Origin of the sequence: Sporanaerobacter acetigenes DSM 13106, assembly GCF_900130025.1 — a bacterium.
GTDB classification, from domain to species: Bacteria; Bacillota; Clostridia; order Tissierellales; family Sporanaerobacteraceae; genus Sporanaerobacter; species Sporanaerobacter acetigenes.
This window is the reverse complement of sequence record NZ_FQXR01000005.1, coordinates 185,900-211,256: the sequence shown is the minus strand read 5'-3', so window position 1 is coordinate 211,256 and position 25,357 is coordinate 185,900. Positions and strand designations below refer to the sequence as shown.

30 protein-coding genes are annotated in these 25,357 nt (G+C 29.8%); 8 read left to right on the top strand and 22 right to left on the bottom strand.

What is annotated here, in order from left to right:
• Positions 1-4: 4 nt before the first annotated feature.
• From murQ to BUA21_RS06545, 4 genes are all read right to left on the bottom strand, one after another.
• Positions 5-913, bottom strand: a complete 909-nt coding sequence (gene murQ / locus BUA21_RS06560; RefSeq protein ID WP_072744006.1) for an N-acetylmuramic acid 6-phosphate etherase — start codon at positions 911-913, stop codon at positions 5-7.
• Between the two features lie 144 nt (positions 914-1,057).
• A complete protein-coding gene (locus BUA21_RS06555) occupies positions 1,058-1,546 on the bottom strand; it encodes a PTS sugar transporter subunit IIA (protein ID WP_072744005.1) in 489 nt (162 codons plus the stop codon).
• Between the two features lie 113 nt (positions 1,547-1,659).
• Entirely contained in the window at positions 1,660-2,598 is a 939-nt protein-coding gene (locus tag BUA21_RS06550; protein WP_072744004.1) for a DUF5700 domain-containing putative Zn-dependent protease, read from the bottom strand.
• 69 nt (positions 2,599-2,667) lie between these two features.
• Positions 2,668-3,534, bottom strand: coding sequence for a patatin-like phospholipase family protein (locus BUA21_RS06545; protein ID WP_072744003.1), 867 nt, complete (start codon positions 3,532-3,534; stop codon positions 2,668-2,670).
• Positions 3,535-3,732: 198 nt separating this feature from the next.
• On the opposite strand from BUA21_RS06545, the gene BUA21_RS06540 reads away from it, so the two are divergent.
• Entirely contained in the window at positions 3,733-5,100 is a 1,368-nt protein-coding gene (locus tag BUA21_RS06540) for a patatin-like phospholipase family protein (protein ID WP_072744002.1), read from the top strand.
• A gap of 84 nt (positions 5,101-5,184) precedes the next feature.
• A complete protein-coding gene (locus tag BUA21_RS06535) occupies positions 5,185-5,676 on the top strand; it encodes a superoxide dismutase family protein (RefSeq protein WP_072744001.1) in 492 nt (163 codons plus the stop codon).
• 48 nt (positions 5,677-5,724) lie between these two features.
• Here the strand turns inward: BUA21_RS06535 and BUA21_RS06530 are convergent, their stop codons facing one another.
• The 6 genes from BUA21_RS06530 to BUA21_RS06505 form a co-directional block, all read right to left on the bottom strand.
• Positions 5,725-7,773, bottom strand: a complete 2,049-nt coding sequence (locus BUA21_RS06530) for a serine hydrolase (RefSeq protein WP_072744000.1) — start codon at positions 7,771-7,773, stop codon at positions 5,725-5,727.
• 59 nt (positions 7,774-7,832) lie between these two features.
• Complete coding sequence (locus BUA21_RS06525) at positions 7,833-8,177, bottom strand: putative signal transducing protein (RefSeq protein WP_132996018.1); 345 nt, start codon at positions 8,175-8,177, stop codon at positions 7,833-7,835.
• A gap of 27 nt (positions 8,178-8,204) precedes the next feature.
• Positions 8,205-8,642, bottom strand: a complete 438-nt coding sequence (locus BUA21_RS06520) for a hypothetical protein (RefSeq protein ID WP_143147143.1) — start codon at positions 8,640-8,642, stop codon at positions 8,205-8,207.
• 142 nt (positions 8,643-8,784) lie between these two features.
• Complete coding sequence (locus BUA21_RS06515; RefSeq protein WP_072743998.1) at positions 8,785-9,936, bottom strand: DUF362 domain-containing protein; 1,152 nt, start codon at positions 9,934-9,936, stop codon at positions 8,785-8,787.
• 37 nt (positions 9,937-9,973) lie between these two features.
• Positions 9,974-10,522, bottom strand: coding sequence for a DUF6512 family protein (locus tag BUA21_RS06510; RefSeq protein ID WP_200796528.1), 549 nt, complete (start codon positions 10,520-10,522; stop codon positions 9,974-9,976).
• Between the two features lie 109 nt (positions 10,523-10,631).
• Positions 10,632-11,180 carry an isochorismatase family protein gene (locus tag BUA21_RS06505; RefSeq protein WP_072743997.1) on the bottom strand — a complete coding sequence of 183 codons (549 nt, stop codon included), beginning with the start codon at positions 11,178-11,180 and terminating at the stop codon, positions 10,632-10,634.
• Between the two features lie 140 nt (positions 11,181-11,320).
• Between BUA21_RS06505 and BUA21_RS14550 the strand changes: the two genes are divergently transcribed.
• Genes BUA21_RS14550 through BUA21_RS06495 form a run of 3 tightly spaced genes read left to right on the top strand, consistent with a single transcriptional unit; the run spans position 11,321 to position 12,497 of the window.
• A complete protein-coding gene (locus BUA21_RS14550) occupies positions 11,321-11,545 on the top strand; it encodes a hypothetical protein (protein ID WP_234973684.1) in 225 nt (74 codons plus the stop codon).
• Between the two features lie 50 nt (positions 11,546-11,595).
• Positions 11,596-12,207: a YidC/Oxa1 family membrane protein insertase gene (locus BUA21_RS06500; protein ID WP_072743996.1), complete on the top strand. Its 612-nt coding sequence runs from the start codon at positions 11,596-11,598 to the stop codon at positions 12,205-12,207.
• Positions 12,208-12,251: 44 nt separating this feature from the next.
• Entirely contained in the window at positions 12,252-12,497 is a 246-nt protein-coding gene (locus BUA21_RS06495; RefSeq protein ID WP_072743995.1) for a GIY-YIG nuclease family protein, read from the top strand.
• Here BUA21_RS06495 and BUA21_RS06490 read toward each other — a convergent pair.
• The 12 genes from BUA21_RS06490 to BUA21_RS06435 all read right to left on the bottom strand — a co-directional run bounded on the left by BUA21_RS06490 (position 12,477) and on the right by BUA21_RS06435 (position 22,950).
• Positions 12,477-13,823, bottom strand: coding sequence for an MATE family efflux transporter (locus tag BUA21_RS06490; protein WP_072743994.1), 1,347 nt, complete (start codon positions 13,821-13,823; stop codon positions 12,477-12,479). The genes BUA21_RS06495 and BUA21_RS06490 overlap by 21 nt on opposite strands.
• 115 nt (positions 13,824-13,938) lie before the next feature.
• Positions 13,939-14,670 carry an HAD family hydrolase gene (locus tag BUA21_RS06485; protein ID WP_072744116.1) on the bottom strand — a complete coding sequence of 244 codons (732 nt, stop codon included), beginning with the start codon at positions 14,668-14,670 and terminating at the stop codon, positions 13,939-13,941.
• Between the two features lie 13 nt (positions 14,671-14,683).
• Positions 14,684-15,742, bottom strand: a complete 1,059-nt coding sequence (locus tag BUA21_RS06480; RefSeq protein WP_072743993.1) for a DUF2804 family protein — start codon at positions 15,740-15,742, stop codon at positions 14,684-14,686.
• 113 nt (positions 15,743-15,855) lie between these two features.
• Complete coding sequence (locus BUA21_RS06475) at positions 15,856-17,034, bottom strand: sensor histidine kinase (protein ID WP_072743992.1); 1,179 nt, start codon at positions 17,032-17,034, stop codon at positions 15,856-15,858.
• A gap of 22 nt (positions 17,035-17,056) precedes the next feature.
• A complete protein-coding gene (locus BUA21_RS06470) occupies positions 17,057-17,848 on the bottom strand; it encodes an ABC transporter permease (protein WP_072743991.1) in 792 nt (263 codons plus the stop codon).
• Positions 17,849-18,772, bottom strand: coding sequence for an ABC transporter ATP-binding protein (locus BUA21_RS06465; protein WP_158281654.1), 924 nt, complete (start codon positions 18,770-18,772; stop codon positions 17,849-17,851).
• A 136-nt stretch (positions 18,773-18,908) separates the two neighbouring features.
• Positions 18,909-19,544 (bottom strand): response regulator transcription factor, encoded by a 636-nt coding sequence (locus tag BUA21_RS06460; protein WP_072743990.1) that lies wholly within the window; start codon positions 19,542-19,544, stop codon positions 18,909-18,911.
• Positions 19,545-19,622: 78 nt separating this feature from the next.
• On the bottom strand, positions 19,623-19,823 hold the full coding sequence (locus BUA21_RS06455; RefSeq protein ID WP_072743989.1) for a cold-shock protein: 201 nt from the start codon (positions 19,821-19,823) through the stop codon (positions 19,623-19,625).
• Between the two features lie 268 nt (positions 19,824-20,091).
• Complete coding sequence (locus tag BUA21_RS06450; protein WP_072743988.1) at positions 20,092-20,496, bottom strand: C-GCAxxG-C-C family (seleno)protein; 405 nt, start codon at positions 20,494-20,496, stop codon at positions 20,092-20,094.
• Positions 20,497-20,513: 17 nt separating this feature from the next.
• A complete protein-coding gene (locus tag BUA21_RS06445; RefSeq protein ID WP_072743987.1) occupies positions 20,514-21,110 on the bottom strand; it encodes a peptidylprolyl isomerase in 597 nt (198 codons plus the stop codon).
• Positions 21,111-21,187: 77 nt separating this feature from the next.
• Positions 21,188-22,135, bottom strand: a complete 948-nt coding sequence (locus BUA21_RS06440; protein WP_072743986.1) for a ribonuclease Z — start codon at positions 22,133-22,135, stop codon at positions 21,188-21,190.
• Between the two features lie 146 nt (positions 22,136-22,281).
• Complete coding sequence (locus tag BUA21_RS06435; protein WP_200796527.1) at positions 22,282-22,950, bottom strand: DUF6143 family protein; 669 nt, start codon at positions 22,948-22,950, stop codon at positions 22,282-22,284.
• A 223-nt stretch (positions 22,951-23,173) separates the two neighbouring features.
• Between BUA21_RS06435 and BUA21_RS06430 the strand changes: the two genes are divergently transcribed.
• From BUA21_RS06430 to BUA21_RS06425, 3 genes are read left to right on the top strand one after another with little or no spacing between them, the layout of a single operon-like run.
• A complete protein-coding gene (locus BUA21_RS06430; protein ID WP_072743985.1) occupies positions 23,174-24,229 on the top strand; it encodes a TlpA family protein disulfide reductase in 1,056 nt (351 codons plus the stop codon).
• Between the two features lie 23 nt (positions 24,230-24,252).
• Positions 24,253-24,390: a CD1871A family CXXC motif-containing protein gene (locus BUA21_RS14905; protein ID WP_199229049.1), complete on the top strand. Its 138-nt coding sequence runs from the start codon at positions 24,253-24,255 to the stop codon at positions 24,388-24,390.
• Positions 24,383-25,270 carry a 4Fe-4S binding protein gene (locus BUA21_RS06425; RefSeq protein ID WP_072743984.1) on the top strand — a complete coding sequence of 296 codons (888 nt, stop codon included), beginning with the start codon at positions 24,383-24,385 and terminating at the stop codon, positions 25,268-25,270. The genes BUA21_RS14905 and BUA21_RS06425 overlap by 8 nt, the downstream gene beginning before the upstream one ends.
• Positions 25,271-25,357: the final 87 nt, after the last annotated feature.

Genomic DNA, 25,357 nt, shown 5'->3' with positions numbered 1-25,357 from the left:
TATTTTATTTAGAAATCGCTTGTTCAATGGCTTTACTTAAATAGCCATTGTTTTCTTTTAGAATATCCTTACCTTTTTCAAGGTTGAGACCAGTTTTAATCAAAAGAATTGCCAATTTTACATCATAGTCAGTTTCTTCTAAAACTTGTGATGCTTTTTCTTTTGATACTCCTGTTGCTTGACATACTATTTTTTTGGTTCTTTCAACCAATTTCTGATTTTGAGCTCTTAAATCTACCATAAGGTTTTCATATACTTTTCCTAATTTCACCATAGTTCCTGTAGACAACATGTTTAAAACCATCTTTTGAGCAGTTCCAGCCTTAAGCCTTGTAGAACCAGATATCACTTCAGGACCAACTATAGGACTTATAGATAATTTAGCTGTATTTGATAAAAGAGAATTTGGATTACAAGTTACTGCAATAGTGAAACTTCCCAATTCATTTGCATACTCCAATGCTCCAATTGTATAAGGCGTCCTTCCACTAGCAGCAAGTCCAACCAATATATCTTTAGAAGAAAAGTTGATTTCTTTCAAATCTTTAATGGCATAATCTTTATTGTCTTCTGCTCCTTCCACAGACTCAAATATTGCTTTATTTCCTCCAGCAATTAAACCTTGTACCAAAGTAGGTTCTACCCCAAAAGTTGGAGGGCATTCTGAAGCATCCAAAATTCCAATTCTGCCACTAGTACCTGCACCTATATAAATAAGTCTTCCACCATCACTTAACTTCTCTGCAATAATATCAATAGCTTTTGCTATGTTGGGAATTTCCTTTTCTACAGCATAAGCAATCTTTTTATCTTCATCATTAATCATCTTAACCATTTCAGTTGTGGATACTTTATCAATACTACTTGTATTTTGATTTATTCCTTCTGTTACTAGTTCTTCTAAATTTATCATCTTATCACCTTTCTTCTATATACCTTTTGAATTATTTTCATTATATCATTTTTGAAATTTTATTTCAATATAATATTTTAAATTTGAAACTTTGTTTCATGAATATGCAAAATATAACCCACTTCTACAAGTGGGCTTTTTACATTAATCATTTTTCATTTTCACTTTCATCAATAAATCTTTATCTTTTTCTACTTCTCCATCCATTTTTTCTATAGACTCTATATTTCTTCTATTGGTTATAACTACTGGAGTCAAAATAGATTTGCCCTTTGATTTTAATAAATTTAAATCAGCTTCTAACAACAAATCTCCAGATTTCACTTTATCATTTAGCTCTACATATCTTTTAAATCCTTCGCCTTTTAACTTTACAGTATCTATCCCAATATGTATAAGCAATTCCAAGCCACTTTCGGATCTGACAACTAAACAATGATTAGCATTATAAACACTTGTTATTTCCCCATCAAAAGGTGCAACAATTTTTCCATCTGTAAGTTCTATTGCCAATCCATCACCAGCTATTTTCTTTGAAAAAGTATCATCTGGAACTTCCTCAATTGGCACAATTTTACCTGTGGCTGGAGACAATATTTCTATGTTCTTGTCCCTTTTAAAAAATCTTATCATGATACCACCCTTTCAAAAATATTCACTTATTTATACCCAATAATATCATAATAATCACTGTTTGTTTATTATTTTTTATGCAATTTTTAAAATGAAATTTCATGTTTAAATATTTACATGCTCATTATCCAATTTTCCACATCTATATCGAATTCTGAAGGTTTCCCCTCAATTTCACATATTTCTATATACTTTTTTATAGGAATTTTATAATCAAAATCAACAGTCCATTTATTAAGAATAGAAGTGCCTTCTCTTTCATAAATAGTTTTCGAAATTATATACCCCAATACATATACATTGATTTTATATATCAAATTGTAATCTGGTTTTCCATTTTTTATTGACAACAAAGCTCTATTTAAAATATTAAAATGCTCTTTATAAAATAATATCTCTCTATGAGTCAATGTGCCTACAGGATCATCTCTGACAAAATCAGTTCCGTGCTCAACTAAAGAAGCTATTCCTTCTTCCAAAAGTCTTCCCAAAGTATCATATAGCGCTTTCTTGGAATAAAAACTCATCTTTAATATTAATGAAACTTTTTTCCCTATAGGAATTTGTCTAGCATGATAGAACTCATGAGCAAGTATTTTCTCAAATTCATCTATATTTCCAATGTATTTTATGAAATTTATATATACATTTTTAGTAAATATAGCAAAACCACCATCTACGCCGCCAGCATACAGTACTATATTGGGATCTACTTTTATAGATTCCGGAATATATTTGTATATCTGTTTAAGTACATTTTCAAAGATAATATCCTCATTTTTTTTAATGAACTGGAGATTTTTTTTAACTTCTTCTATATTGTCTTTTAAAATATAAAATTCATATGGATCTTTATAATTTTCATCTTCAACAACTTTTCTCAATTCTTCTTCTATTGTCAGACTATTAGTTTTTCTTCTCAACTCTTTTTCATGTTTTAAAAACAACTTTCCTTCTTTAGAAGAAAGATATTTTTTTAACTTTTTATCGTCAAATTTGTCATCTTCTAAAATATTCAAAATATATTCGACCCCATCAACAAATATTTCCACATTATTCCTCCTCATTCTCCCTTGTATTCTATATAATTATACTATTGATAAAAGAGAGGTATGCAGAAATTAGATATTTTCTAACCATTTTCCCAAATCATCTATTTTAGCCATTGTTTCATTATATCCTTGCATATATAAAGCATCTAACTTAGAAATATCTCTTTCTAGTCTATCTACAGCAAATTTTTTTACAGGTCTAAACACAAAAACTTCACCTTTTTTTTCAAGTTCTTGAATTTTATCTAATGAAGAATTGTATCTAATATGTCTAGTTTTAATTGCTTCAACTATTTTAGGATATTTTTTAGAAAGTTTTTTTATTGCAAAATTTATTTTTTGAGGTTCTTTTCTATATTCTTTATTTCTTGTAAGTACAACTACATTATACTGATTCCCATCTTCAATAGATTTATTTATAGGAATAGAATCTGAAATACCACCATCATAATAAAGTTCCCCATTTATTTCTACAGGAGTTGAAATTATAGGTAAACTACTAGAAGCTCTTAAAACTACTTCCATATATTCTAATGGATCAAAATCATTTTTCCCAAAATATACAGGTTTTCCAGTCTTACAACTAGTAGCACATGCCTTAAATATAGTCTTGGATTTCTTAAAAGTTTCATAATCAAAAGGTACTACTTTATTTGGAAGGCTATCATATAGATAGTTCATATTGAAATAGCTCCTATCTTTGATCCAATGTCTAAACCCCGAAAATTCCTTATCCTTGACATGTTCAACAAATACCTTTTTATTTCTTTCCCTTTGCTCTGCCACAAAATTAGCCCCATTGCTTGCTCCTGCTGATACTCCTATTACATAAGGAAATTTTATATTTGAATCCATAAAAGCAGCCAATACTCCCGATGTATAGGCTCCCCTCATTCCTCCACCTTCAAGAATTAAGCCCACATTTTTATTTGTCATTTTATCACCTTCTCTATCTTCTTTTATATTTTTCTATTTTATATATTGTTATAGCTTTATTATATATGATTCCAAATTTTTCACAAACCTTTAATTGAAAATATTTCTATTGTTCAATATTTGGACTTTTATTGCGAAATGTAGTATTATAAAATTAAGAAAATTCACATATTTCAATAGGCAGTGGAGGTAGATATTATGGAGGAATATGGTGTAGTATTTTCTGGTGGAGGTGCAAAAGGCAGCTATCAAATAGGAGTATGGAAAGCACTTCAAGAATTGGGTATTCCCATTGCTGCAATCACAGGTACATCTATAGGTGCATTAAATGGTGCAATGTTAGTTCAAGGAGACTATGATCTTGTACAATTGGCATGGACTAATTTTTCAGTCGAACAAGTAATTGATAACACTGATGAAGATGAATGGGAAAATCAAAAAATATACAACAAACACTTCACCCCCTTTTTAATACTTAAAAATATAATCACTTCTGAAAGAATGGAAATGACGCCACTGATAGAGGCTCTTAAATTGTATGTCGATGAAGATAGAATAAGAAATTCTACAATTGACTTTGGACTTGTCACTTTTTCAGTTACAGACCTGAAACCCCTTGAAATTTTTAAAGATAATATACCAAGAGGACAATTTGTGGATTATCTAGTTGCTAGTGCTTGCTTTCCTGCTTTTAAACCCATAAAAATAGACAATAAAAAATATATTGATGGAGGATTCCACGATAATGTACCTATAGCATTAATGAATAAAAAGGGAATTAAAAACCTCATTGTTGTTGACATCAGCGGAAAAGGCATTCCAAAATCCAAGCCTTCTGAAGATTCAAATACAATATATATTAAAAGTTCTCATGATTTAGGCAAAACGTTAGAAATAAACCCAGAAAAAGCTGAACAAAATATTGAGTTGGGATATTTAGATACTATGAAAACTTTCAATATAGTTAAGGGAAAAAAGTATTATTTAGTTCCAGATAGTTTAAATGTTGAAAGTGAAGTCAAAGAATTAAACTATATAAACAGAAAGCTAATTCGTAATGCTTTAGGTATTACAAAAAACACACCTCTTCCTGTAAAAAAATTGATTACTCTCAAATTTTTTAGAACAATTGAAAACTACATGGATTCAGAGGAAAAAACCAACGTAGCCCTAAGCAATGCAATGGCTGAAATAACTGGAGAAATTCTAAGTATAGACTTAAAAGTAGCCTACACATTAGATGATCTTAATGATAAAATAATAGATGAATATAAAGAAATACTAAAAAATACAATATATAAAAAATACATCGAAGAAATTGAATATATTTCTTCGAAAGACGGAGAAAAAAATGTAGAAAAGAAAATAAAATTAGAAATCAAAAACAATGCAAAATTTCTTTTATCTTATTTAACAGACGAAAATTTTGAAAATGATGAAACAAATAAGATTAGACGCTTAGCCTCCGTTTTTAATACAAAAATTGTTATTGGTTCTCTATATTTAAAGACTCTATTCTATAATTTCAAATATAAAAATTCTAATATAAAAGCAACCAACTTCTAAAAACAACTCTCATATTGATGAGAGTTGTTTTTTCACCTTTAAAAACTAGAATTCATATTATAAGTATGAAAGGAGGTTAAAAAAATGTATTATGATACAACAAATTGTATGCCTGAAACGAGCATGACCGAAATAAGAGGTGGACCCCTTGCTCCACAATTGTACGGAATAATTACATTTTCACAAGTTTCAGGAGGAACTGAAGTATACGTTGAGGTTTGGGGACTTCCTCCATATAAACCCGCTCAAGGAGAAAAACAGCCCATAGGTCCTCATGGTTTTCATATTCATGAAAATGGGAATTGTGAAGTAGGAAATCCTGAAAATCCATTCCAAGCTGCTGGTGGTCATTGGAATCCAACCAATCAACCCCATGGGAATCACGCTGGGGATTTCCCTGTACTATTTTCAAACAATGGCTATGCTAAAATGAGTTTTTTTACAAATAAATTTATGCCTCAAGATGTTGTGGGAAAATCCGTAATAATTCACGAAAATCCTGATGACTACAGATCGCAACCTGCTGGAAATTCAGGGAAAAGACTCGCTTGTGGAGTAATATATAGGCTTTATTAGGTAAGTAAAAGGTCAGATTTTTAATCTGACCTTGAGGTTTAGATGTACCTATTTTATTTTAGTTGCAGGCATATCTTGCCCGTTTTGATGTAATACCAAGTTTGTTACATTGCCATTTTCATCTCTTTCAAAAGTAATCTTAGCATCAACTACCTTGTAGAAGTATTCACTTTCTGACATAGGGAATATTTCAAATGCATCTTGACCTGTAAGCTGAGCATATATGTGATTATCCTCAGTTGTAATGATAATAATTACACCTGGTATTAGTTTATACTCTCCAACATATTCCTCATATATTTTAGGATCTACAGTTACTTCAATCTGCTCTTCAATATCTTCTACTCTTTTGCAAATAAACTCCATACCTATTTGTTCAAATATTAGTTCTGTAACTTCTCCCCTATCATTAGTTTTAAACTCAATACTAGCATCAATTACTTTTGCAAAAAATTTATTATTTGATTCTGGAAATATTTCAAAAGCATCTTGACCTGTTACTTGAGCAAAAAGTTTGTTATCTTTTTTAATTATATCAATGTATGCTCCATTTAGGAATTCATACTTTCCTACATAGTTATCGTATAATTCTAGATTATCAATTTTTATTTCCTTTTTAGCTTCTGGTATTTTATAATCTTTTTTAAATACTATATTTGCTAAAGACTCAGTTAAACTAGAAACATCAAAATAACCATTATTAGTTAAAATAATAATAGTAAGGTCTTCATCAATATATCTAGCTATATTAGAAGTAAATCCGAAGGTATTTCCACCATGCATGATTTGTTTACCATTGTCTGTAATCATCCATCCATAACCATAACTAACACCATCTGATATAGCTACATGTTCTGCAAATATCTTATCTAATGTTTCCTTTTTTACAAGTTGTTCAGTTTTTAGAGCTCGATCCCATCTATATAGATCTTCAGCTGTTGAATATATATTTCCAGCACCATAAGCTTGAGTAAGTACTAGTTCGTCATCTACAGGAACAACTTCCAAATAGCCTGAATATGGTGTTGCATCATAAAGTTCATTATTTTCACCATAACATATACCTGTATTTGACATATTTAGAGGCGCAAATATATTTTTTTGTAAATAATCTTCAAATGACATATTAGTAACCTTTTCAATTATTATGCCTAATAATGTGTAATTTGTATTACTATATCTAAACTCACTACCTGGTTCAAACTCTAATGACATATTTTTTATTAGGTCAATTACTGTCATTGGATCTCTATTTTCCGGTTTTAAAGTTAGGAATTCTTTTATTTCAGTATAATTCTTAAGTCCTGATGTGTGGGTCAATAGATTATGTAGAGTAATTAAATCTCCGTTTGGAAAATCAGGTAAATATTTTGAAACCGTATCTTCTACATCTATTAAACCTTTTTCATTCAGTTGCATAATCGCCATTGCTGTAAATTGCTTTGTAATAGAGCCAATAGCAAATTTTGTTTGAGATTTATTCAAAGTGTTTTGTTCAAAGTTTGCAAATCCATAACCTTTGTTAAGAAGCACTTTTCCATCTTTAGCAACTAGCACACTTCCATGAAAATTATGATGTTTTTGAAATGCTTTCATATAAGTATCTAATTCATTTTGTATCTTTTCATCCTTAGACATTATAAAGAAGTCCTCTTTATTTTCTTTAGGTTGATTTATTTTTAGAACTTGTTGTTTATTATCCCATCCTATAACAAGCTTCAAAGCTTTGCTAAATAATTCTACTGGTACATAAGTTTTGCCTTCTTTAATAATAGGACTTGAATTTATATCCATGCTTTCTTCATTTACACTAATTTTTGATTCTCCAATTATTAATTTGATACTTTCAGAATCTTTTGCAAGAGTAATACTTCTATCTTTACCATTCCAAGTAACTAAATACTCCATTTTTTCAGCAATCTCACGTAATGGACACATTATTAGTCCTTCTTCACTTAAATACGCTTCATCTTCTAAAGAAATTATTGTACCATTGACCATAGTACATGGTTTAAACTGAGATGCACCTAGTGTGATAGTAGACATACCTAACACCAAACAAATAGCTAAAACAACTGATAGTAACCTTTTAAACATATGAATTCCCCCTTAAACATTATTTTTAGAATTCCAAATCCTGCTCCTATGCTTTCCTCTCATTCATTATACATAAAATTATCCAAAATTTCTTTTGCTTTTTCAAATGTTAATTTTTCCACTAATATATCAGTTCCACAAAGGGAAGAACCCGTAGCTATTCTCATGTACCCTCCTGCGCCATAATCTTTTAATATATATGGAATGCTATTTTCTTCTAATAGGTTTTTTATAAAGTTTAGTTCTAGACTATTATTAGTAGTTTTTAAAACCACCATTTCAATATCATCAGTGTGTTTTTCTTTTTCATTAGACAAAATATTACCTCCTTTTTTTATAAATACTTTTCTTTCTACCAACTGATAATTATAGCTATCACATTTTACTATACTAACCTTTTCCATACATTGTAATAGTATTCATTTAATATTTTAATCATTGTTTTGATTTTCAATATCATTTTTAATTTTTTCATATTCTTTAATTAAATCATCTAATATAACATTAAATTTTAAATCTTTTTCTCTATGCTTAACACCATATAGAACATCTTTAAATTCATTATTTAATTCTGGTTCATTAATGCACATAATATAAGCGACGTGAAATGAAATACTTTTCCTATCCTCATCATTTAATGTTGATAGCTGTTCTATAAAATATTCAGGCTCTTTTAAAAAAAGATCACTTAATTCTGAAAAAAAGCCTTCAGAATGAGCTCCGTCTGATGTCAATGCATTGTTAAATAATTTCGTGTATTTTTCATTTTTTAAAACTTGATTATTGTCTTTACTTGAATAGATTCTGTATAAAATCAAAAAACTAATGACAATTATAACTAAAACTAAAATCAAAATATTCCTTTTCATCATATTACAATCAAATCCCTTCCTTTTCTCTCAAACGATCTATGCAAAATATTACATTATATAACTAAGTTAATACTGTAAATGCTAAAATATAAATCTAATTTACAATATTAATAAAATAAGATGCGTGGAGTGATCAAATTTACTTCCTATTAAATATTCTCTCATGTATTACATGCTTCTTTATGTCTATTGCTTTTTTAGGGCATAGTTCATGACAACAAAAGCATCTGATGCAACGTTTCAAATCCACTTCTGGTTTCCCTTTTGACATATCAATAGCCTTTGGTGGACAATTCTGGGCACATATACCACAAGAAACACATATATTGTGGTCGAATACAGGACGCGGTCTAAAATTATTTAAAATCCAATTTTCCATAAATTTAGGGACTCTTCCTCCAACAAAATTTACATTAGCTGAAACTGGCAGTTTAAACTGTTTTATATCTATATCTTGTGGCTTTAAGCCTAAAAATTCTATATCATTTATATCAACACTAAAAATATTCCTCTCTTTAACTGCTCTAAGAATAGGTATAGACAATGGATCTATACCTATTATCTTTGATGCTACAGTATCTAATGCATAAGGATTTTCTGAAGCAAATATAAGACCTACAAATCTTTTATCCCCAGAAGAAGGCCCATCTCCTTCCATTCCTTCTATACCATCTATAATTGACAAATCTGGTTTCACATACTCACAAATATCAACTATTGCATTGGCAAAATTTTCTATATTGTTCATTTTGAAATGATATTCTGCTTTTGTCACTCCTGGTATTGTACCATAGAGATTTTTTATTGCTCCTGTATAAGTCATCATAGCATGAGTTTTAAGTTTAGCAGCAGAAACAACAAAATCAACTTCATCAAAAACTTTGACGATTTTCATGTTTTTAAGCATTTTTGCCTCATCATTTTTCACTTCTACAAAAGATGTATCAAAATTGAGTTCGCAACCCGTTCTTTTTTGAACATCAAACATTCCAGTAGCCTTATATACGGCCATTAGAGATTTTTCATTAAAAGGTCCTCCAGGACTGTCACCGACAATTACTTTACAACCTAGTTGTTGAAAATATCTGACTATAGCTTCAACAACAGTCGGATGAGTAGTTACTGCATCATCAGGTGAATTTTTCTTAAGTAGATTCGCCTTAACTAACACCTTACTGCCTGTCCTCACTTTGGGCTTTATATTTTCTATACTATCTAAACATTCAAATATCTTTTTCTCTACCAATTCATAATCATAGCTTTCACAACTTAAAATACATACCTTTTCCAAAAAAACTCCCCCTAGCCTGAAATATTAGTTGTAGTTCTTACTTTAGTTTATATATACCATACGTCTTTGTAATAGGATCCATAAATATTGGCAATTTAGGTGGATAAAAAGTAAAAACTATAAATGCAAAACCTAAAACAATAAAAATAATCAATCCAATTGTTTCACTGGTTCTAGAAAACTTTTTCTTAATCATGCTACTACTTATCCATTGGCAAAAAATAGCTCCTAGTACATAAGAAGAAATATCTACCCACAAAATACTTCTTTTAATTATATCAGTATAGCTATAAAAAACCCCTATAATTGTAGCTTCTAAAACAACAATTCCCAGTGCCTTTCCTAATAAAAAACTATTCACATATCTCTTGATAGCTGGATATTCAATTAACGAAAAAAATATCAGCGACCAATATCCTAATTTTAAATGTTCCCAAACACTTTCATTTATCGAACTTATGACTCCTACAAAAGTTAAATTGTTTGACCATTCGTATGTAAAATGTAACAATGAACCTACAATTATCATCCAAAATACACCCACAATTTCCCATTTGTTTGTTTTCTTATCTCCATAATAGTACACCTTTTATTCTCCTTTTTTAATTTTACATATTATATAATTCCACATATTTATATAAAAATCCTTTCAATATTCAAATTTATTTAGTAAAAACAAAAGGGCCTAGGCCCTTTTACTTTATCAATTTTGACAATACCTTAAATTCTTTTGTACCTGCTTTTTTCAATAAATCAAAAATAACTGTTTCTGTATTGGTTATTACAGCTCCCATATTTGCCATTAAAGATAAACCATTTACATAATTCTCCTTTGCTCTTGAACAAACTCCATCTTCTACTATAAATACATCATATCCATCAGAAAGCAAATCCCTTGCCGTCTGGAAAACACATACATGAGTCTCCATCCCTGATATTATAACTTTTTTTCTACCAGTAGATTGAATATACTTCTTTACCTCTTCTGTATATGCTGAAAACTCAACCTTTTCAAATCTCTTCCCATTTTTAAGAACCTCTTCCAATTCAGAAACCGTATTCCCTAAGCCCTTTGGATATTGTTCTGTATATATAATAGGCATATTCAATTCTGCTGCTGCCGAAATCAATATCTTTGTCTTTTCTATCACTTTTTCCCCATATTTCATTGGTTTAACTAATCTGTCCTGAATATCGATAATAAGTAAAACTGTGTCTTCTCTGTCAAGAATGTATTTATTCATGTATATATCTCTCCTTTTATCTTTCTTTTGTAATCATTATAATATATTTATGCTAAATTTGAAAATATCTCATTTGAATAATTCTATATTTCTAGTATAATATATCTATACTAAATTAGATTGGTGATAATATGATAAATATGATAGATTTTAATATATTGCAATTTTTATATTTGCTTTCCATGTTTGTAGTATTATTTTTATGCTTTTCTAAAATTGTCCTAAACAATTTTAATGTTTCACTATGCATAAATAATGTCTCTAACAAAATATGCGAAAACTATATACGAATTCATGATATGACTGTAGTTGACTATGATGCATATAACAAGTTTATGATTTGGCTGTTTGTGGTGGAATATTAGGTCATAGTATTTTTCACAATTCACTACAAAATTAGGAGGAATTAAATACTATGACAAATTTATTTATTCAAATGTTTAATCAAATTTTGAACTTCACCAGTGACTATGGTATAGCTATAATTCTTTTTACCTTATTGATAAAGATAGCACTATTACCTTTAACTATTAAACAAAAGAAATCAATGAAAATACAGCAAGAGTTATCTAGAAAAATGGCTGAATTAAAAAATCAATATAAAGACGATCAAGAAATGCTCAATGAAGAAATGCTTAAATTATATAAAGAAAATCCAGGCAGTGGTTTTGGATTCTTGACATTGTTCTTGCAAATGCCTATTTTTGTAGCAATGTACAAGACCTTTGCCCACAATATTGTAGATTCACCAACTGTGATTTTGCCATGGATAAACAATTTATCTAGTCCAGATCCATATTTTATACTACCTATACTCTATATAATAACTCAATTGTTGCCAGGATTTCTGTCATATGTAGGAATAATCAAAAATTCATCAATACCAAAATTGACTCCCATGTCAATAGTACCAGCTGTTATGATTTCACTGCTTTTCTTAACTAAATCACCAGCTGCATTGGGTCTATATTTTATAGTATCCAATATATTTACAAATATTGAACAATTGATTCCAGTTTCTGAATAACTCAAAGCCCCTACTAAGGGGCTTTGTTCTAATTGGTGATAAAAATGTGCTATGTATATATATTAAAGTGTTCTGACAATACCTTATATACAGGTTGGACAGTTGATCTTCATAAGAGATTAAAAACTCATTCCAGTGGGAAAGGTGCAAAATATACAAGGGGTAGACTTCCTGTAAAACTTGTATATTTTGAAAAATATGAAGATAAGATATCTGCCCAAAAAAGAGAATATGAAATAAAACAAATGACAAGAAAAGAAAAGCTTGAACTAATAGGGCTTTTTCCTTAAATATATCATGAACCATCCTGTAAGTACAATGCCTTTAAATATACTGCTTATGCTTACACTCCACCATACTCCATTTAACCCTAGAGATGTCTTTGAAAGTAATAGGGCAGAAGGTATACGAAGAGCATTAAATACAATTCCAACAACAGATGGTGGAATTGTTCTACCTAAACCATTGAAAGCTCCTCCTGTCGTTATCTCTATACACATAAAAAATTGAGAAAGTCCTAATATTCTTAAATAGGTTGTCCCTAATTTTATGGCTTCACTATCATCTGGAATAAAAATTCTAAATACAGGTGTAGCACCAAATATAAGCAAACACGTTGCAAATATACCAATAATACTTACAAGTCCTATAGCTTTTCTATATCCTTCATGAATTCTATCCCATCTATCGGCCCCATAGTTTTGTCCCACAAATGCAGAAAGAGCAGTAGAAAATCCTCCTGCTGTCATCCATGATATAGATTCTATTTGTGAACCGACATTCTGTACTGCTATAGGAGTAGAGCCCCATTGAGCTAATATCTTTGCTATAACCATGGACATAAAAGCAAAAATTCCATTTTGCAATGCTGCTGGAAATCCTAACTTAAATATAGTTTTTATATATTTTGATTCAGGAATCTCAAACAAATTCAAACCAGAGAACAAATCCAATTTATCTGTATTTACCTTTATAAAAATAAGAGTAACAACAAATTGGGAAATAATTGTAGCTAATGCAGCTCCTTTCACTCCCATTCCAGGAAATGGTCCAAAACCTAAAATCATCAGTGGATCTAATATCATATTAGTTATAAGTCCAACTGCAGTTATTCTAAATGGAGTAGAACTATTCCCTGCACCATTAAAAATCCCTGCAAACACTGGATTCAAAAAGAAAAATACCATTCCAATAGACACTATAGTTAAATAATCTACAGCCATTCCTATCACTTCAACATCTTCAAGATTAAAAAAACCTATAAGCTGATGCCTAAAAGCTATCAAAAATATGGAGTACAATAGTCCAATGATTATATCCAATTGAATTGAATGTAATACATATTTTCTAGCAGATTTCATATCTTCTTTTCCATAAGATTGTGCAACTCCTACTTCAGCGCCTATTTTAGGTATCAAAAATATAGATGCTCCAATCCACGTAAAAAATCCAGCAGTTCCTGCTGCTGCCACTTCTTTGGTTCCTGCTCTGCCAAGCCATGCCATATCCATCATGCTATATGCCATCTCCACAAATGATGTCCCCATGATTGGAAGGGCAAGTTTAACAAGAGTTTCTGTTATATTTCCTCCTGTCAATCTACTATTTTCCGCCATATTCTTCTCTCCTTGTCTATCCATACTATGAAAATTTTTAATATTTCGTATCTCTAACAATTCTACTATATAAAAAAATATCCTTCAAGATGTTTGAAGAATATTTTTTGTGTTGCTATATATCTATTATCTCTACATCAGGACTCAATTTATATATTAAATCTTTTCTCTCAACTATTATATCAATTTTTTTATAAAGCTCTTCATCTTCCTTAATTGCTTTCAATAAATTTTTATTGGGGTTTATGGCTATAGGGTTTTCTACCATCTTAAGCATTGACAAATCTCCCGCAGTATCCCCATAAGAATAACTTTTATTTAAATCCACATCAAATCTAGATACAAATTCATCAATTGTTCTCTGCTTATTTTCAGAATCCCACAGTCTTACAATTTCTCCAGTAAAATTATTTTCTTCATCTACTATATACTCACTACCTCTATATTCAGTTACACCATACTTTTTAGCCATCTTCTCTACCAAAAAATCAGGACTTCCTGATATGAAAAACACCTTATGACCACTGTTTTTATGCCATTCTATTCTAGATCTAGTATATTTATAAACTTGATCTCCATTTATTTTTATTACCTGATTAGCTATAAAATCTATATAATCTTTATTTACACCTTTAAGTTCTCTTACATAAAATTCAGCTAATTCCTCTAAATAATCCTCAAAATCTCCATATCTCTTTTCCCATTCATAATAAGTATGTTTCACATGATTGTGCCATATAGCCGGATCTATGACCTCATATTTAATCAATTTCTTGAAATGTTGTATCATAAGAGAATTTCTATAAAGGGTACCATCTATATCAAAAAATGCTCCAACATTTTCCACACCATCACCTCCACTATATTCTAATTCTCTTTTTTTCTCCCATTCCAAAACATTCAACTATATCTATTTTTCTATCCCCCAATTTAAAATAACCTTTATAACTTCCTATGGGAGCTTCATAGTCTGATTTTACTATTAAGTAATTAAATTTTATTTCTGTCTTTGTTTCTGGATAAAAAGAAATATTCACCATATCATATTCATCTTTAATATTCCACACTTCATCATTTTCATATTTTCTTTCTACCTTTATAGGAGGAAGTACATTCATCTTTCCATCAATCCAAATACAATTTTCATTATATTTTTCATGATCCAATACTTGATTGTCTGTCAAATTAAAAGCAAAAGTATTTCCACTATTATCTTTTCCCCATCCTGTTACCCAATCATATTTCATATTGTAAGGATAATACCCTTTATGGTCATCTATTATCATGTGAGAATTTTCCTTATTAAATACAATCTTTTCATCCCCTAAAATTAAATATCCTTCCATTGGCATAAAATTTTTGTGCGAATAAAGCCCTCTATTTTCTCCAAAAGGCTGACATATAACTATAGGTTCAGTAATATGATATGCTTTTATATCAAGTATTGCCATAGGTAAATCATGAGGCCCCATTTTAGCTTCAACTGCTATCTCATTTTTTCTTAAATTGTTTTCATAGCGCATATAGTAAGCTTTAATTTGACCCTTTGTCTCACTATTAAACAGTCCTTTTCCTATTGAAGCTCTTTTAGTATTAATTATTTTTTCATAATCATATAATTTTTTATTCCTCTTGTCATATATTACTAAACAGATAAGTGTAGATATTTTTGGAGTATATACAACACCAAAAATAAATATATCCCTATTTCCTGCTTGAAAAGCTTCCCATTCTTTTAATCTAAAATTTAAAAACCATTTAGGTGCAGCACGTCCTAAAGGTTTCTTTGCATCCAACATATTCACTTTAGAAACAGCCCTATTATATGTTCCAAAATTAAAACTTCCATCCACATTCACTAAAGATTCAATATCTTCTCTTACTTCTCTATAATAGTATTTTTCTCTGCAAATTTTCATGAAAACCCCCCTTAAACTTAAAAACAAAACAATTATATTATATATTCCATAATACTTGTGAATATCCTCCTTACATAAGAAAAAAAGCTTCCTTAAAGTATTACAAGCCCTTTTTAATATGGAATCCTTGCCTCAATTTTAAAACCATTATCTATTTTGGTACTGTATCTGGTATTGCCCCCTATACTATTTATTCTGTCCTCAATACCATTTAGTCCATTTCCCTTAACTATATTCTCACAACCTATTCCATTGTCTTCAATAGTCAAATATACTCTATTAGATTTAATATCAACATTTATTTTAAATTTATCAGCCTTCCCATGTACAATTCCATTAGTCAACCCTTCCTGTATGGTTCTATATATAATATTTTTATATCCAGGAGCTAAGTTTTCTACATCTTCATTAAACTGAAATTCAACACTTATATCATCTTCATGCTCGACATTCCCAATTAGTTTTTCTATCGATTCCTTAAGAACAAAATGTTCTCCCTCATCTCTAAGGGCATAAACAGCACATCTTAAGCTATTCATAGAATCTTTTGCAAGATTTTTAGATTTAGCAATTATATCTTTTACTTTTTTAGGATCTCGTTCAATAATATTTTCAACCACATCCAAATTCATATTCAATGCTACAAGGCTATGACCTAAATAATCATGAATTTCTTGCGCTACCCTGTTTCTTTCTTTTTCTACCGTTAATTTTTCTATTTCTTCTGATTGTTCTTTGAGAATTTTATAAGACTCTTGCAATTCATTGTTTAATTCCTCAACTTTTGATTTTTCTCTATATAATACTTTGTAGGCATAAATAACAAAAGAATAAGAGACAACAAAAGTTAAGCACATTAGTATATCAAATAAATTTTCTTTCCAAAAACTAATATCATATAACATTTTAAAAGAAGATGCTTGTCTTAATATAACTACACTCATTATCATTAGTATATCTATTGTAAACAGAATTTTTGCACTTTTACCTTTATTGAAAAGAACTATTTCATATAATATCATAAACATATGAATATCTATATATCCATAAACAAAATATGCTATCAATCCACCTGTCACTGCTGAAAAAAATAACGATATATAATTTCCATTTTTACATTTATAAAAACCATATATTCTTAAATGATCATTTACTGCAATTGCTATAAATATACTGGCAAATAATATAGAACTTATGTCAGTATATTTAGTTCTATGCAATATATCTATAAAAATAAAAATATACATCAATCGGCCTAAATAGAAATAATATTTCAAATATTTATTTTCCAAATCTATCCCTACTCTCGCTTAACTAATATTGCCCCAGCAAACCTCTGCGCTTTGCCACTTTTACACATTGATTAAAAACAAATAAACCTATGATGAAATACAACAAAGAATTCCCAACCATTATTCCATAATCCAATGCTGAAAAATCTCTAAAAGAACATCCCCCCATCATGGTTGAAAATATAGAACCTGCAGCATAATTAAATGGGAGCAAACCAGATATAATTCTACTTCTCGGAAATGTAGCAACTAATACTATTAAAAAATATTGAATAATATTTAATAGGGATTGAACTCTTTTAAAAATAAGAGCTAGTCCTCCACACATTAGTCCTATGCCTAATATACTAAAAACACCAATAAATATGGGAATTAAAATAGAAAGTACATTTATTTCCAGCCAATGACCAGTTGTTTTCATTATGATTAGAAGTAGAAAAATAGAAAATATTGTCTCTATCAATAAATTTGAAATACTTCTCACAATTAATATCTGAGATAAATTTATATTGGACATATTTAGTTGTTCCAAGGTTCCTTTACTTGCATCATCAATTATACTAAAAGCAATATCTGAATAAGCTACCATGATAATAGTCCATAAAAAATAACCAACTATAAACCCCTCTAAATTTTCTCCCATGTCCAGAGGTGATACTCCTAATGACATTCCGAAACTTTTTAGTCCCGAGAACATTACCATAAATAGTATATAAAGAATCAAAAAATTAGAAATTGTATTAAATTTGTATCTATATAACTCCTTTACATTTTTCTCCAATGAAACCTTGAATAAATAGTGAATTTTTTTCAACTACTCCACCTCCCCATTGGTAATGTTCAAGAATATCCTCTCAAAATTGTTATCCTTTTGTTTTATTTCCTTTATAAAAATACTTTTTCCCTTCAAGCTATCTATAATTGCATATATTTCATTTACTTCAGATATATCAACTTCTATCTTAGTCCCATTGTTTACAAAATAAAAATCATATCCCAAATTTGATAAATATTTTTCATCATCTCTAGACAAACTTTCTGTAAGCACTATTTCATAAGTCATACTTCTAAACATATCCATAAGTGCTTCTACGCTATCTTGAGCAACTATCTTGCCTTTATTTAAAATGACTACATCTTTGCAAATATCTTGAACTAAATTCATATCATGAGTACTTAACAAAATAGTCTTGTTCATGCTAGAGACAATATCCATAAGTGCCTCTTTTATATCTATATGACTTTGCACATCCAATCCAAGGGTTGGCTCATCTAGCAATATAATTTCTGTATCACATACAAGAGTCATAGCTATAGCAACTTTTTGCTGCATCCCCCTAGATAAGTTGTTGACCATTGTATCTTTTTTATCTGACAAATTGAATCTATCCAACAGTTCATCTATATGCCTTTCAACCTTTTTCCCTCCAAACCCCCTTATTCCTGCAAAGTAACGTAAATTCTCCCTTGGTGTGAGTTTCCAATAAAGATTTCTTGTACCTTCAAAAAGCGCAGATATATATTCCGTAGATTTTTTGTTATCTTCCCCAAATACCTTAATCTCACCACTATTAGGAATAATCAAATTGCAAATACATTTTATAGTAGTAGTTTTCCCAGAACCATTGGGACCAAGTATTCCACATATTTCTCCTTTCTTAATGGAAAAAGAAATATCATCTACTGCTTTTAATTTTCCATAATATTTAGACAATCTATTAACCTCTATAGCTTCCACTAAAATACCTCCTTCTTTCATTTTCTGAATTTTATTATATATTGTGAGAAAAGAAAAAGCTTCAAACATTAGTCACCATTTTCGGACAATTTTTCATATGACTAAAGTCACATAAAAGCTTTTAAAAAACAAACCCCTATTCTACCTCTTTTACAACTAAAGCCAATTGTGTTCTACTATCGAGTTCTAATTTATCAAGAATTCTGGTTATATGATTTTTTACTGTTCCTTCAGTTATGTAAAGTATTTGACCTATTTCCTTATTAGTTCTCCCTTCAGCTACAAGACAAGCAATTTCCCTTTCCCTAGGCGTAAGTTCTTTAAAATCCAATTTATCTTTCTTATTAAAACCATTATTTTTTATGCCACTAACAACCTTTTTTGCAACTTCTGGCTGAAGTAGTACATTTCCCTTATATACAGTCTCAATTCCATTTACAAGTTCTTGTGAACTCACATCTTTTAAAATATATCCATCAGCTCCATAATTAAGTCCTCTAAAAATATATTCATCTTCATTAAAAGTAGTCAATATAAGTATTTTTAAACCTGGGTACTTATCTTTTATAATTCTTGTAGCTTCTACTCCGTCCATTACAGGCATTCTAATATCCATGAGAATCACATCTACTTTTTCACTTTCAAGCTTGTCTATGATCTCTTGTCCATTAGTAGCTTCTCCTACTACTTCTATGTTTTTATATAAACTTAACATCATATTTAATCCCTCTCTTATGAGAGCTTGATCATCCACTATCATTACCTTAATCATTTCTACCTCCATAAAATCTTTTAAAAAAAAGCTTAAAGAGCACAGCCCTTTAAGCTTTTATTTTTCTTGTTTTTTTTATTAATCAATAGTTACATTTGCTGCTTGTGGTCCTTTTTGTCCTTCAACTATTTCAAAAGTAACATTTTGGCCTTCTTCTAATGTCTTAAAACCTTCTTTGTTAATTTGTGAAAAGTGAACGAAAACATCATTTCCGTCTTCAGCTGTGATAAATCCAAATCCTTTTTCTGCATTAAACCATTTTACTGTACCTTTAGTCATGTAAATACCTCCAAAAATTTATTTCTTTAATTCTCTTTAAAACATTTATCTATAAAAATTTTCGAAATTGTCGTCATTTATGTAGCTCAAATATATAGCAAACATATCCAAAATAATTTCATAAATTTTTAAGAAACAAAATATTTATTACGAATCAAAGCTTTTTTAATTATATCACTATTCATTTTGTTTTGCAACCAAAATTTTCTACTTTCTTAAATCTTTGTGACTATATTATAACTTTATTCTGAATAAATTATTCATAATTTTATTTTGCTTCTCTTTCAATTATATCATCCAATATTTCTGCAGCTTTTACAATAATATTTCTACACTTCACTTGTTCATCTAAATGATTTTCCTTCAATGGTATACAGTCTATATATCCCATTTCTTCTTTATATCTAGATATCAACTCTTGAATTAATTTTTTTATTTTGTCACTTTCATGCCCGTTGTTCTTAACAAACATAGTTCCAAGAACCATTATAGAACCAGTGATAGCACCACATAAATCTCCAGTGCACATTCCACCTCCAAATCCAGCAGCTAACTTTAAAGCATTTTTATCTAATCCCAAATTATATACTTCATTTGAAGCATAAAGTATTTTTTCAGCACAGTTCAATTTTTCTTCTTCTCCATATCCATCCCTTATTCGATCTGCTATCATTACTTCTGCCCCCTATTTTAGTAATATAAAATTTCTACCCTTTCCATAACTATTGGTTCCAAAGGTTTATCAAATGTATCAGTCTTTGCTCCTGCAATTTTGTCTACTACATCCATTCCTTCAAATACCTGACCAAATACCGTATGCCTTCCATCGAGCCAATATGCTCCACCTAGTTCTTCATATCCCTTGATTACTTGTTCTGGAAATCCTTCTTCTTCTCCCAAATTCTTCATCTGGTCAATAATCTTCTTATCCACTTTACTGTTTTGTACAATAAAAAATTGACTTCCATTAGTATTAGGTCCACTATTGGCCATAGATACTGCTCCTCTGAAATTACGATGGTTTATATCAAATTCATCTTTGAAAGGTTCTCCCCAAATACTTTCTCCACCTCTTCCTGTTCCTTCAGGATCTCCACCTTGAATCATAAAATCTTGAATTACCCTATGAAAAGTAACCCCATCATAATATCCATTCTTGGCATGCGTTTTAAAGTTTTCTACTGCTTTTGGAGCCACTTCAGGGAAAAATTTAATCTTTATATCTCCATAGTTAGTTTTTATAACTGCTATTTCTTCTCCACTATTTGGTGATTGTACAGGTATCATACTATTTCCTCCCTCTTCTTTATTAGTTGATATATTATATAATACCATATAATTCTAAACAAACTCCATTAGAAATATTAAAAACATAATTCTTTAGTAAATCCATCATATCCTATTTTTGTATTTTGAAATATCTCTAGTGCATTCGTCGTATATAAATTCGGTTCATCCATTGAAGGACTAAAATGAGTAAGCAAAAGTTCTTCCACTTTGCCTCTATACGCCAATCCTGCTGCTTCAGCAAAGGTCATATGTTTATTTTTTATAGCTTTCTCTATATCTTCATTATCCCCATAAGTTCCTTCACATATAAACAAATCACTTTCATTTATAAAATCTAATATCGTATTTATTGGTCGTGTATCTGTTATATAACTTAATTTTATACCTTTCCTTTTTTCTCCCAATACCATATCAGGTTCATACATGTGATTTTCATAAACTATAAATTCGCCATTCTGAAGTCTTGACCAAATTGCTTTAGGCACCTGATTTGAAATTGCTTTTTGTACACAAAATTTAGGTCTCCTCACTATATAAAAACTGTAGCCCAAACATGGACATGAATGATCAAGTTCTAATATACTCATCTGAATGTCTTCATTTGAATGTTCTTCCGCTTCTTCTACTTTTAATCCATTAGTAGAAAAGCTAATACCTAATATTGGGGGAGGATTTTCTATTACATTTATATCATAGGAAAGATATGGCACCAAAGTCACAATACTATTCATTATATCCTTTATACCTTCCGGGCCTATTATAGTAATGGGTTCAGTTCTACCACTATTCCCAATAGTTGAAATAAGTCCTGGCAAACCAAAAATATGATCCCCATGTACATGAGTTATACATATGATATCAATCGATTTAAATCCACTATTCATATTTTTCATAGACACCTGAGTACCTTCTCCACAGTCTACAAGAATCTTTCTACCTTTATAGCTCATAAGTAAAGAAGACAAAAATCTTCCAGGCATAGGCATACTTCCGCCACTTCCCAACAAAGCTATATTAATCATTGAACCATCCCTTTATGTACTCTAATATTATACTTATTATATCCTATAATCCACAAAGTTTAAACGAATAAGAATTATATCAATTAAAAGCCATAGAGAATTTTTTGATTCTCTATGGCTTTAATTTTGGGTTTTAAACTTAACTTTTAACTATTATTACAAATTGGTTCTTCCCACCAACCAAAAGCAATTCGGCCGCTAGTTGCTATATCAGGTGATTCTGGATTTGATAAAAATATTAAAAAAGAACCACCAGGAGAAAAAATAAATTTCCCTTGTTCATCATCAACAATTGTAGTTTCCGGTTGACCTCGTCTTACAAATGCTTTTATACCACCTATTGGGTTTCCAGATACATTTATTGCATATTGTAATCTAATTTTGGGTCTTGGAAGAGGACAAATTGCCAAATTTGCTGGAGTAACAAGAGTAGATTCCTGTGGTGTTTCAGGGGGTTCTGTATTGAACCAAATTTGTGCTCGAAATGAGGATTTAGAAACATCGCTTACTGTCCATACTGTTACATGTAAATTAACTCCAGAGTCAAGAGGATTAAATAATCTGGCCCATGCACTTGTTCCTTTCCCAAATAAAAGTTCATCAGCATAACCTACAAAATATTTTCCCTCTAGAGATTTTGTCAAATTAATAGGTACTGCAACTTGGTATTCCATATATGGTTTATATATTGATGGGGTGGGGATGCTACAAGGTGGAAAACATACACAAGATCTATTGTAGCAGTTCACAGTATCGGAGTATCCAGGATTAGAAGCATTATTGCAATATATGAGAGCATTTGAATTATTATTCATAAATTATTACTCCTTTACATTGGATTTAGTTCATTATATGTTTAATAATATTAAATGTGAAATTTGATGCAAAAAGAACCGTCCCCAGTGAATACAGTGCATATTGTTTCAATCTAAAAATAAAATAGTATTAGTACATACTATAGTTCAATTTAAAGGAGGTGAAAGACAAACTAAAAATAGTAAATTGTAAACATGAAAATATTTAAAAGGGGGATTCAAATTGAAAAAGAAATTGTTTAGAATCACATCTCTGCTACTTATAGTATTTATGGTATTGCCTCTTGGGGGTTGTGGAAAGAAATTAGAAGTAACAGATGAAGAAAAAAGTCAAGGATACAAGGGTTATAGAGACATGGGGATAAAATTCAAAATGGGAGAAGATTGGAAAAAGTATGATGACAATATATTTCTAGATGGTCTAGGAGATTCTGAAGATGAAAATGAACCAATATATAATGGAATAAGCTATGGATATATATCCAATGACTTAATTGAACAGTACTTGGATATAGCTGAAAATGTAGCCGATGAACAAGAAAGGTTTAAAAGATATGATGAAATTTTTTCTCAGGTAAAAAACATATTCTCCATAGTTGTATTTAGGGAAAATAAAATTCCAGCTGAAGACAAAATTTCAGAATTGACAAATATGTCCCACAACGAAAAAATGAACAAAAAATCAGGATATGTATTCTATTTTTGCTACAATGACTTTGATGATTCTGAATTAGATGAAGAAGAAAAAAATATATATAAAAATCTGTATGATGATATACAAAACATAAAAACATCTCTAGAAACCTACAAACCTGAAACTCCTCAAGAAGCATTGACATCGATCAAAAAATTAGAATTTAATTTAAAAGACCTTGATGGAAATGAAGTAAACAATGAAATATTCAAAGACTATAATCTAACAATGATAAATATCTGGGGAACATTTTGCGGACCATGTAAAAGAGAAATGCCAGACCTTGCAGAATTATATGAAGAAATGAAAGATGAAAATGTAAATATTATAGGTATTATATCTGATACACCAAATGAAGATAATGAGAATGCAGCAAGGGAAATAATCAAAGAAAGTGGTGTAAAATACACAAATCTAATTTCTGATGAAAATATAAAAAAGAATGTAATAAACTGTATAGCAGGAGTTCCGACTTCTTTCTTTGTAGATAGTCAAGGAAATATTGTTGGTGAAGTAATAACAGGTTCAATGAGTAAAGATGAATACAAGGAAAAAATATCAGAAACACTTAAATTATTAAAATAGAACTTATGTATGGAGGTAACTAAATGAAAAAATTTTTTATACAAATTATATTTTTAATTGGTAGTATATTGTCAATATTTTTAGGTATCTGTAGAAGTGAGATAGCAACAGTTCTTAACAAAGCTATCAATATATGCTTGGAGTGTATAGGAATTGGATAATAATAAAAAAAGACATTTAACTCAAACTATATCTTCTATTGCTGCCAATGGAAATATAAAAGGTTTTGTTAAAGGTTGTATATATACAGGAAATGTAAAAAAAATCTGTGTTCCAATACTTAATTGCTATTCCTGTCCAGGAGCATTAGGAACTTGTCCTATAGGTTCTATGCAAGCAATGATTGGAAGCATGAAATATAACTTTTCCTACTATGTATTTGGAGCTATAACATTAATAGGAATTGTATTAGGACGATTTGTTTGTGGTTGGCTCTGCCCTTTTGGATTCATTCAAGATTTGTTGCATAAAATACCTTCACCAAAATTATCAGTACCACGAAAATTAAATAATGTACTTAAATATCTAAAATATGCTATCCTTGTATTATTTGTATTTACTTTCCCACTAATCCTTCAAGATGATTTAGGAATGAGTGACCCATATTTTTGCAAATATATCTGTCCTGCTGGTACCCTTGAAGGGGGTATACCCCTTCTACTGGCAAATGAAAGTTTAAGAAATGCAACAGGATTTCTTTTTAGATGGAAATTTTTCATATTAATATTTATCATAATATTTTCGATATTCATATATAGAATATTTTGCAGATATATATGTCCATTGGGTGCTTTCTATTCATTGTTTAATCCTGTCAGTCTATACAGTTTTAAAATTGATGAAAATATGTGTACAAAATGTAACGCATGCACCAACAACTGTAAAATGAATATCAAACCCTATGAAACTCCCAATAGTCCAGAATGTATCAGATGTGGTAACTGTATCAGTTCTTGTCCAAACAATGCTATAAAAAGTAGTCTACTCGTAGAAAAACATAAACACATCAAAGCTACAATTAATGTAAATCAAAATAATTAAAATTAAACTAGGATTTTTCAACTTATACAGCCAAAGCTCGGTATTTCGCCGGGCTGAGGCTGTTTGTCTTTTAATATTATTTTGAAA

What these genes read in the sequence shown, in the direction of transcription:
- murQ (WP_072744006.1), bottom strand. Translation starts at nt 913, where the DNA reads ATGATAAATTTAGAAGAACTAGTAACAGAAGGAATAAATCAAAATACA.
- BUA21_RS06555 (WP_072744005.1), bottom strand. Translation starts at nt 1,546, where the DNA reads ATGATAAGATTTTTTAAAAGGGACAAGAACATAGAAATATTGTCTCCA.
- BUA21_RS06545 (WP_072744003.1), bottom strand. Translation starts at nt 3,534, where the DNA reads ATGACAAATAAAAATGTGGGCTTAATTCTTGAAGGTGGAGGAATGAGG.
- BUA21_RS06540 (WP_072744002.1), top strand. Translation starts at nt 3,733, where the DNA reads ATGGAGGAATATGGTGTAGTATTTTCTGGTGGAGGTGCAAAAGGCAGC.
- BUA21_RS06535 (WP_072744001.1), top strand. Translation starts at nt 5,185, where the DNA reads ATGTATTATGATACAACAAATTGTATGCCTGAAACGAGCATGACCGAA.
- BUA21_RS06530 (WP_072744000.1), bottom strand. Translation starts at nt 7,773, where the DNA reads ATGTTTAAAAGGTTACTATCAGTTGTTTTAGCTATTTGTTTGGTGTTA.
- BUA21_RS06525 (WP_132996018.1), bottom strand. Translation starts at nt 8,177, where the DNA reads ATGGAAAAGGTTAGTATAGTAAAATGTGATAGCTATAATTATCAGTTG.
- BUA21_RS06520 (WP_143147143.1), bottom strand. Translation starts at nt 8,642, where the DNA reads ATGAAAAGGAATATTTTGATTTTAGTTTTAGTTATAATTGTCATTAGT.
- BUA21_RS06505 (WP_072743997.1), bottom strand. Translation starts at nt 11,180, where the DNA reads ATGAATAAATACATTCTTGACAGAGAAGACACAGTTTTACTTATTATC.
- BUA21_RS14550 (WP_234973684.1), top strand. Translation starts at nt 11,321, where the DNA reads ATGATAGATTTTAATATATTGCAATTTTTATATTTGCTTTCCATGTTT.
- BUA21_RS06500 (WP_072743996.1), top strand. Translation starts at nt 11,596, where the DNA reads ATGACAAATTTATTTATTCAAATGTTTAATCAAATTTTGAACTTCACC.
- BUA21_RS06495 (WP_072743995.1), top strand. Translation starts at nt 12,252, where the DNA reads ATGTGCTATGTATATATATTAAAGTGTTCTGACAATACCTTATATACA.
- BUA21_RS06490 (WP_072743994.1), bottom strand. Translation starts at nt 13,823, where the DNA reads ATGGCGGAAAATAGTAGATTGACAGGAGGAAATATAACAGAAACTCTT.
- BUA21_RS06480 (WP_072743993.1), bottom strand. Translation starts at nt 15,742, where the DNA reads ATGAAAATTTGCAGAGAAAAATACTATTATAGAGAAGTAAGAGAAGAT.
- BUA21_RS06460 (WP_072743990.1), bottom strand. Translation starts at nt 19,544, where the DNA reads ATGATTAAGGTAATGATAGTGGATGATCAAGCTCTCATAAGAGAGGGA.
- BUA21_RS06455 (WP_072743989.1), bottom strand. Translation starts at nt 19,823, where the DNA reads ATGACTAAAGGTACAGTAAAATGGTTTAATGCAGAAAAAGGATTTGGA.
- BUA21_RS06450 (WP_072743988.1), bottom strand. Translation starts at nt 20,496, where the DNA reads ATGATAGCAGATCGAATAAGGGATGGATATGGAGAAGAAGAAAAATTG.
- BUA21_RS06445 (WP_072743987.1), bottom strand. Translation starts at nt 21,110, where the DNA reads ATGATACCTGTACAATCACCAAATAGTGGAGAAGAAATAGCAGTTATA.
- BUA21_RS06440 (WP_072743986.1), bottom strand. Translation starts at nt 22,135, where the DNA reads ATGATTAATATAGCTTTGTTGGGAAGTGGCGGAAGTATGCCTATGCCT.
- BUA21_RS06435 (WP_200796527.1), bottom strand. Translation starts at nt 22,950, where the DNA reads ATGAATAATAATTCAAATGCTCTCATATATTGCAATAATGCTTCTAAT.
- BUA21_RS14905 (WP_199229049.1), top strand. Translation starts at nt 24,253, where the DNA reads ATGAAAAAATTTTTTATACAAATTATATTTTTAATTGGTAGTATATTG.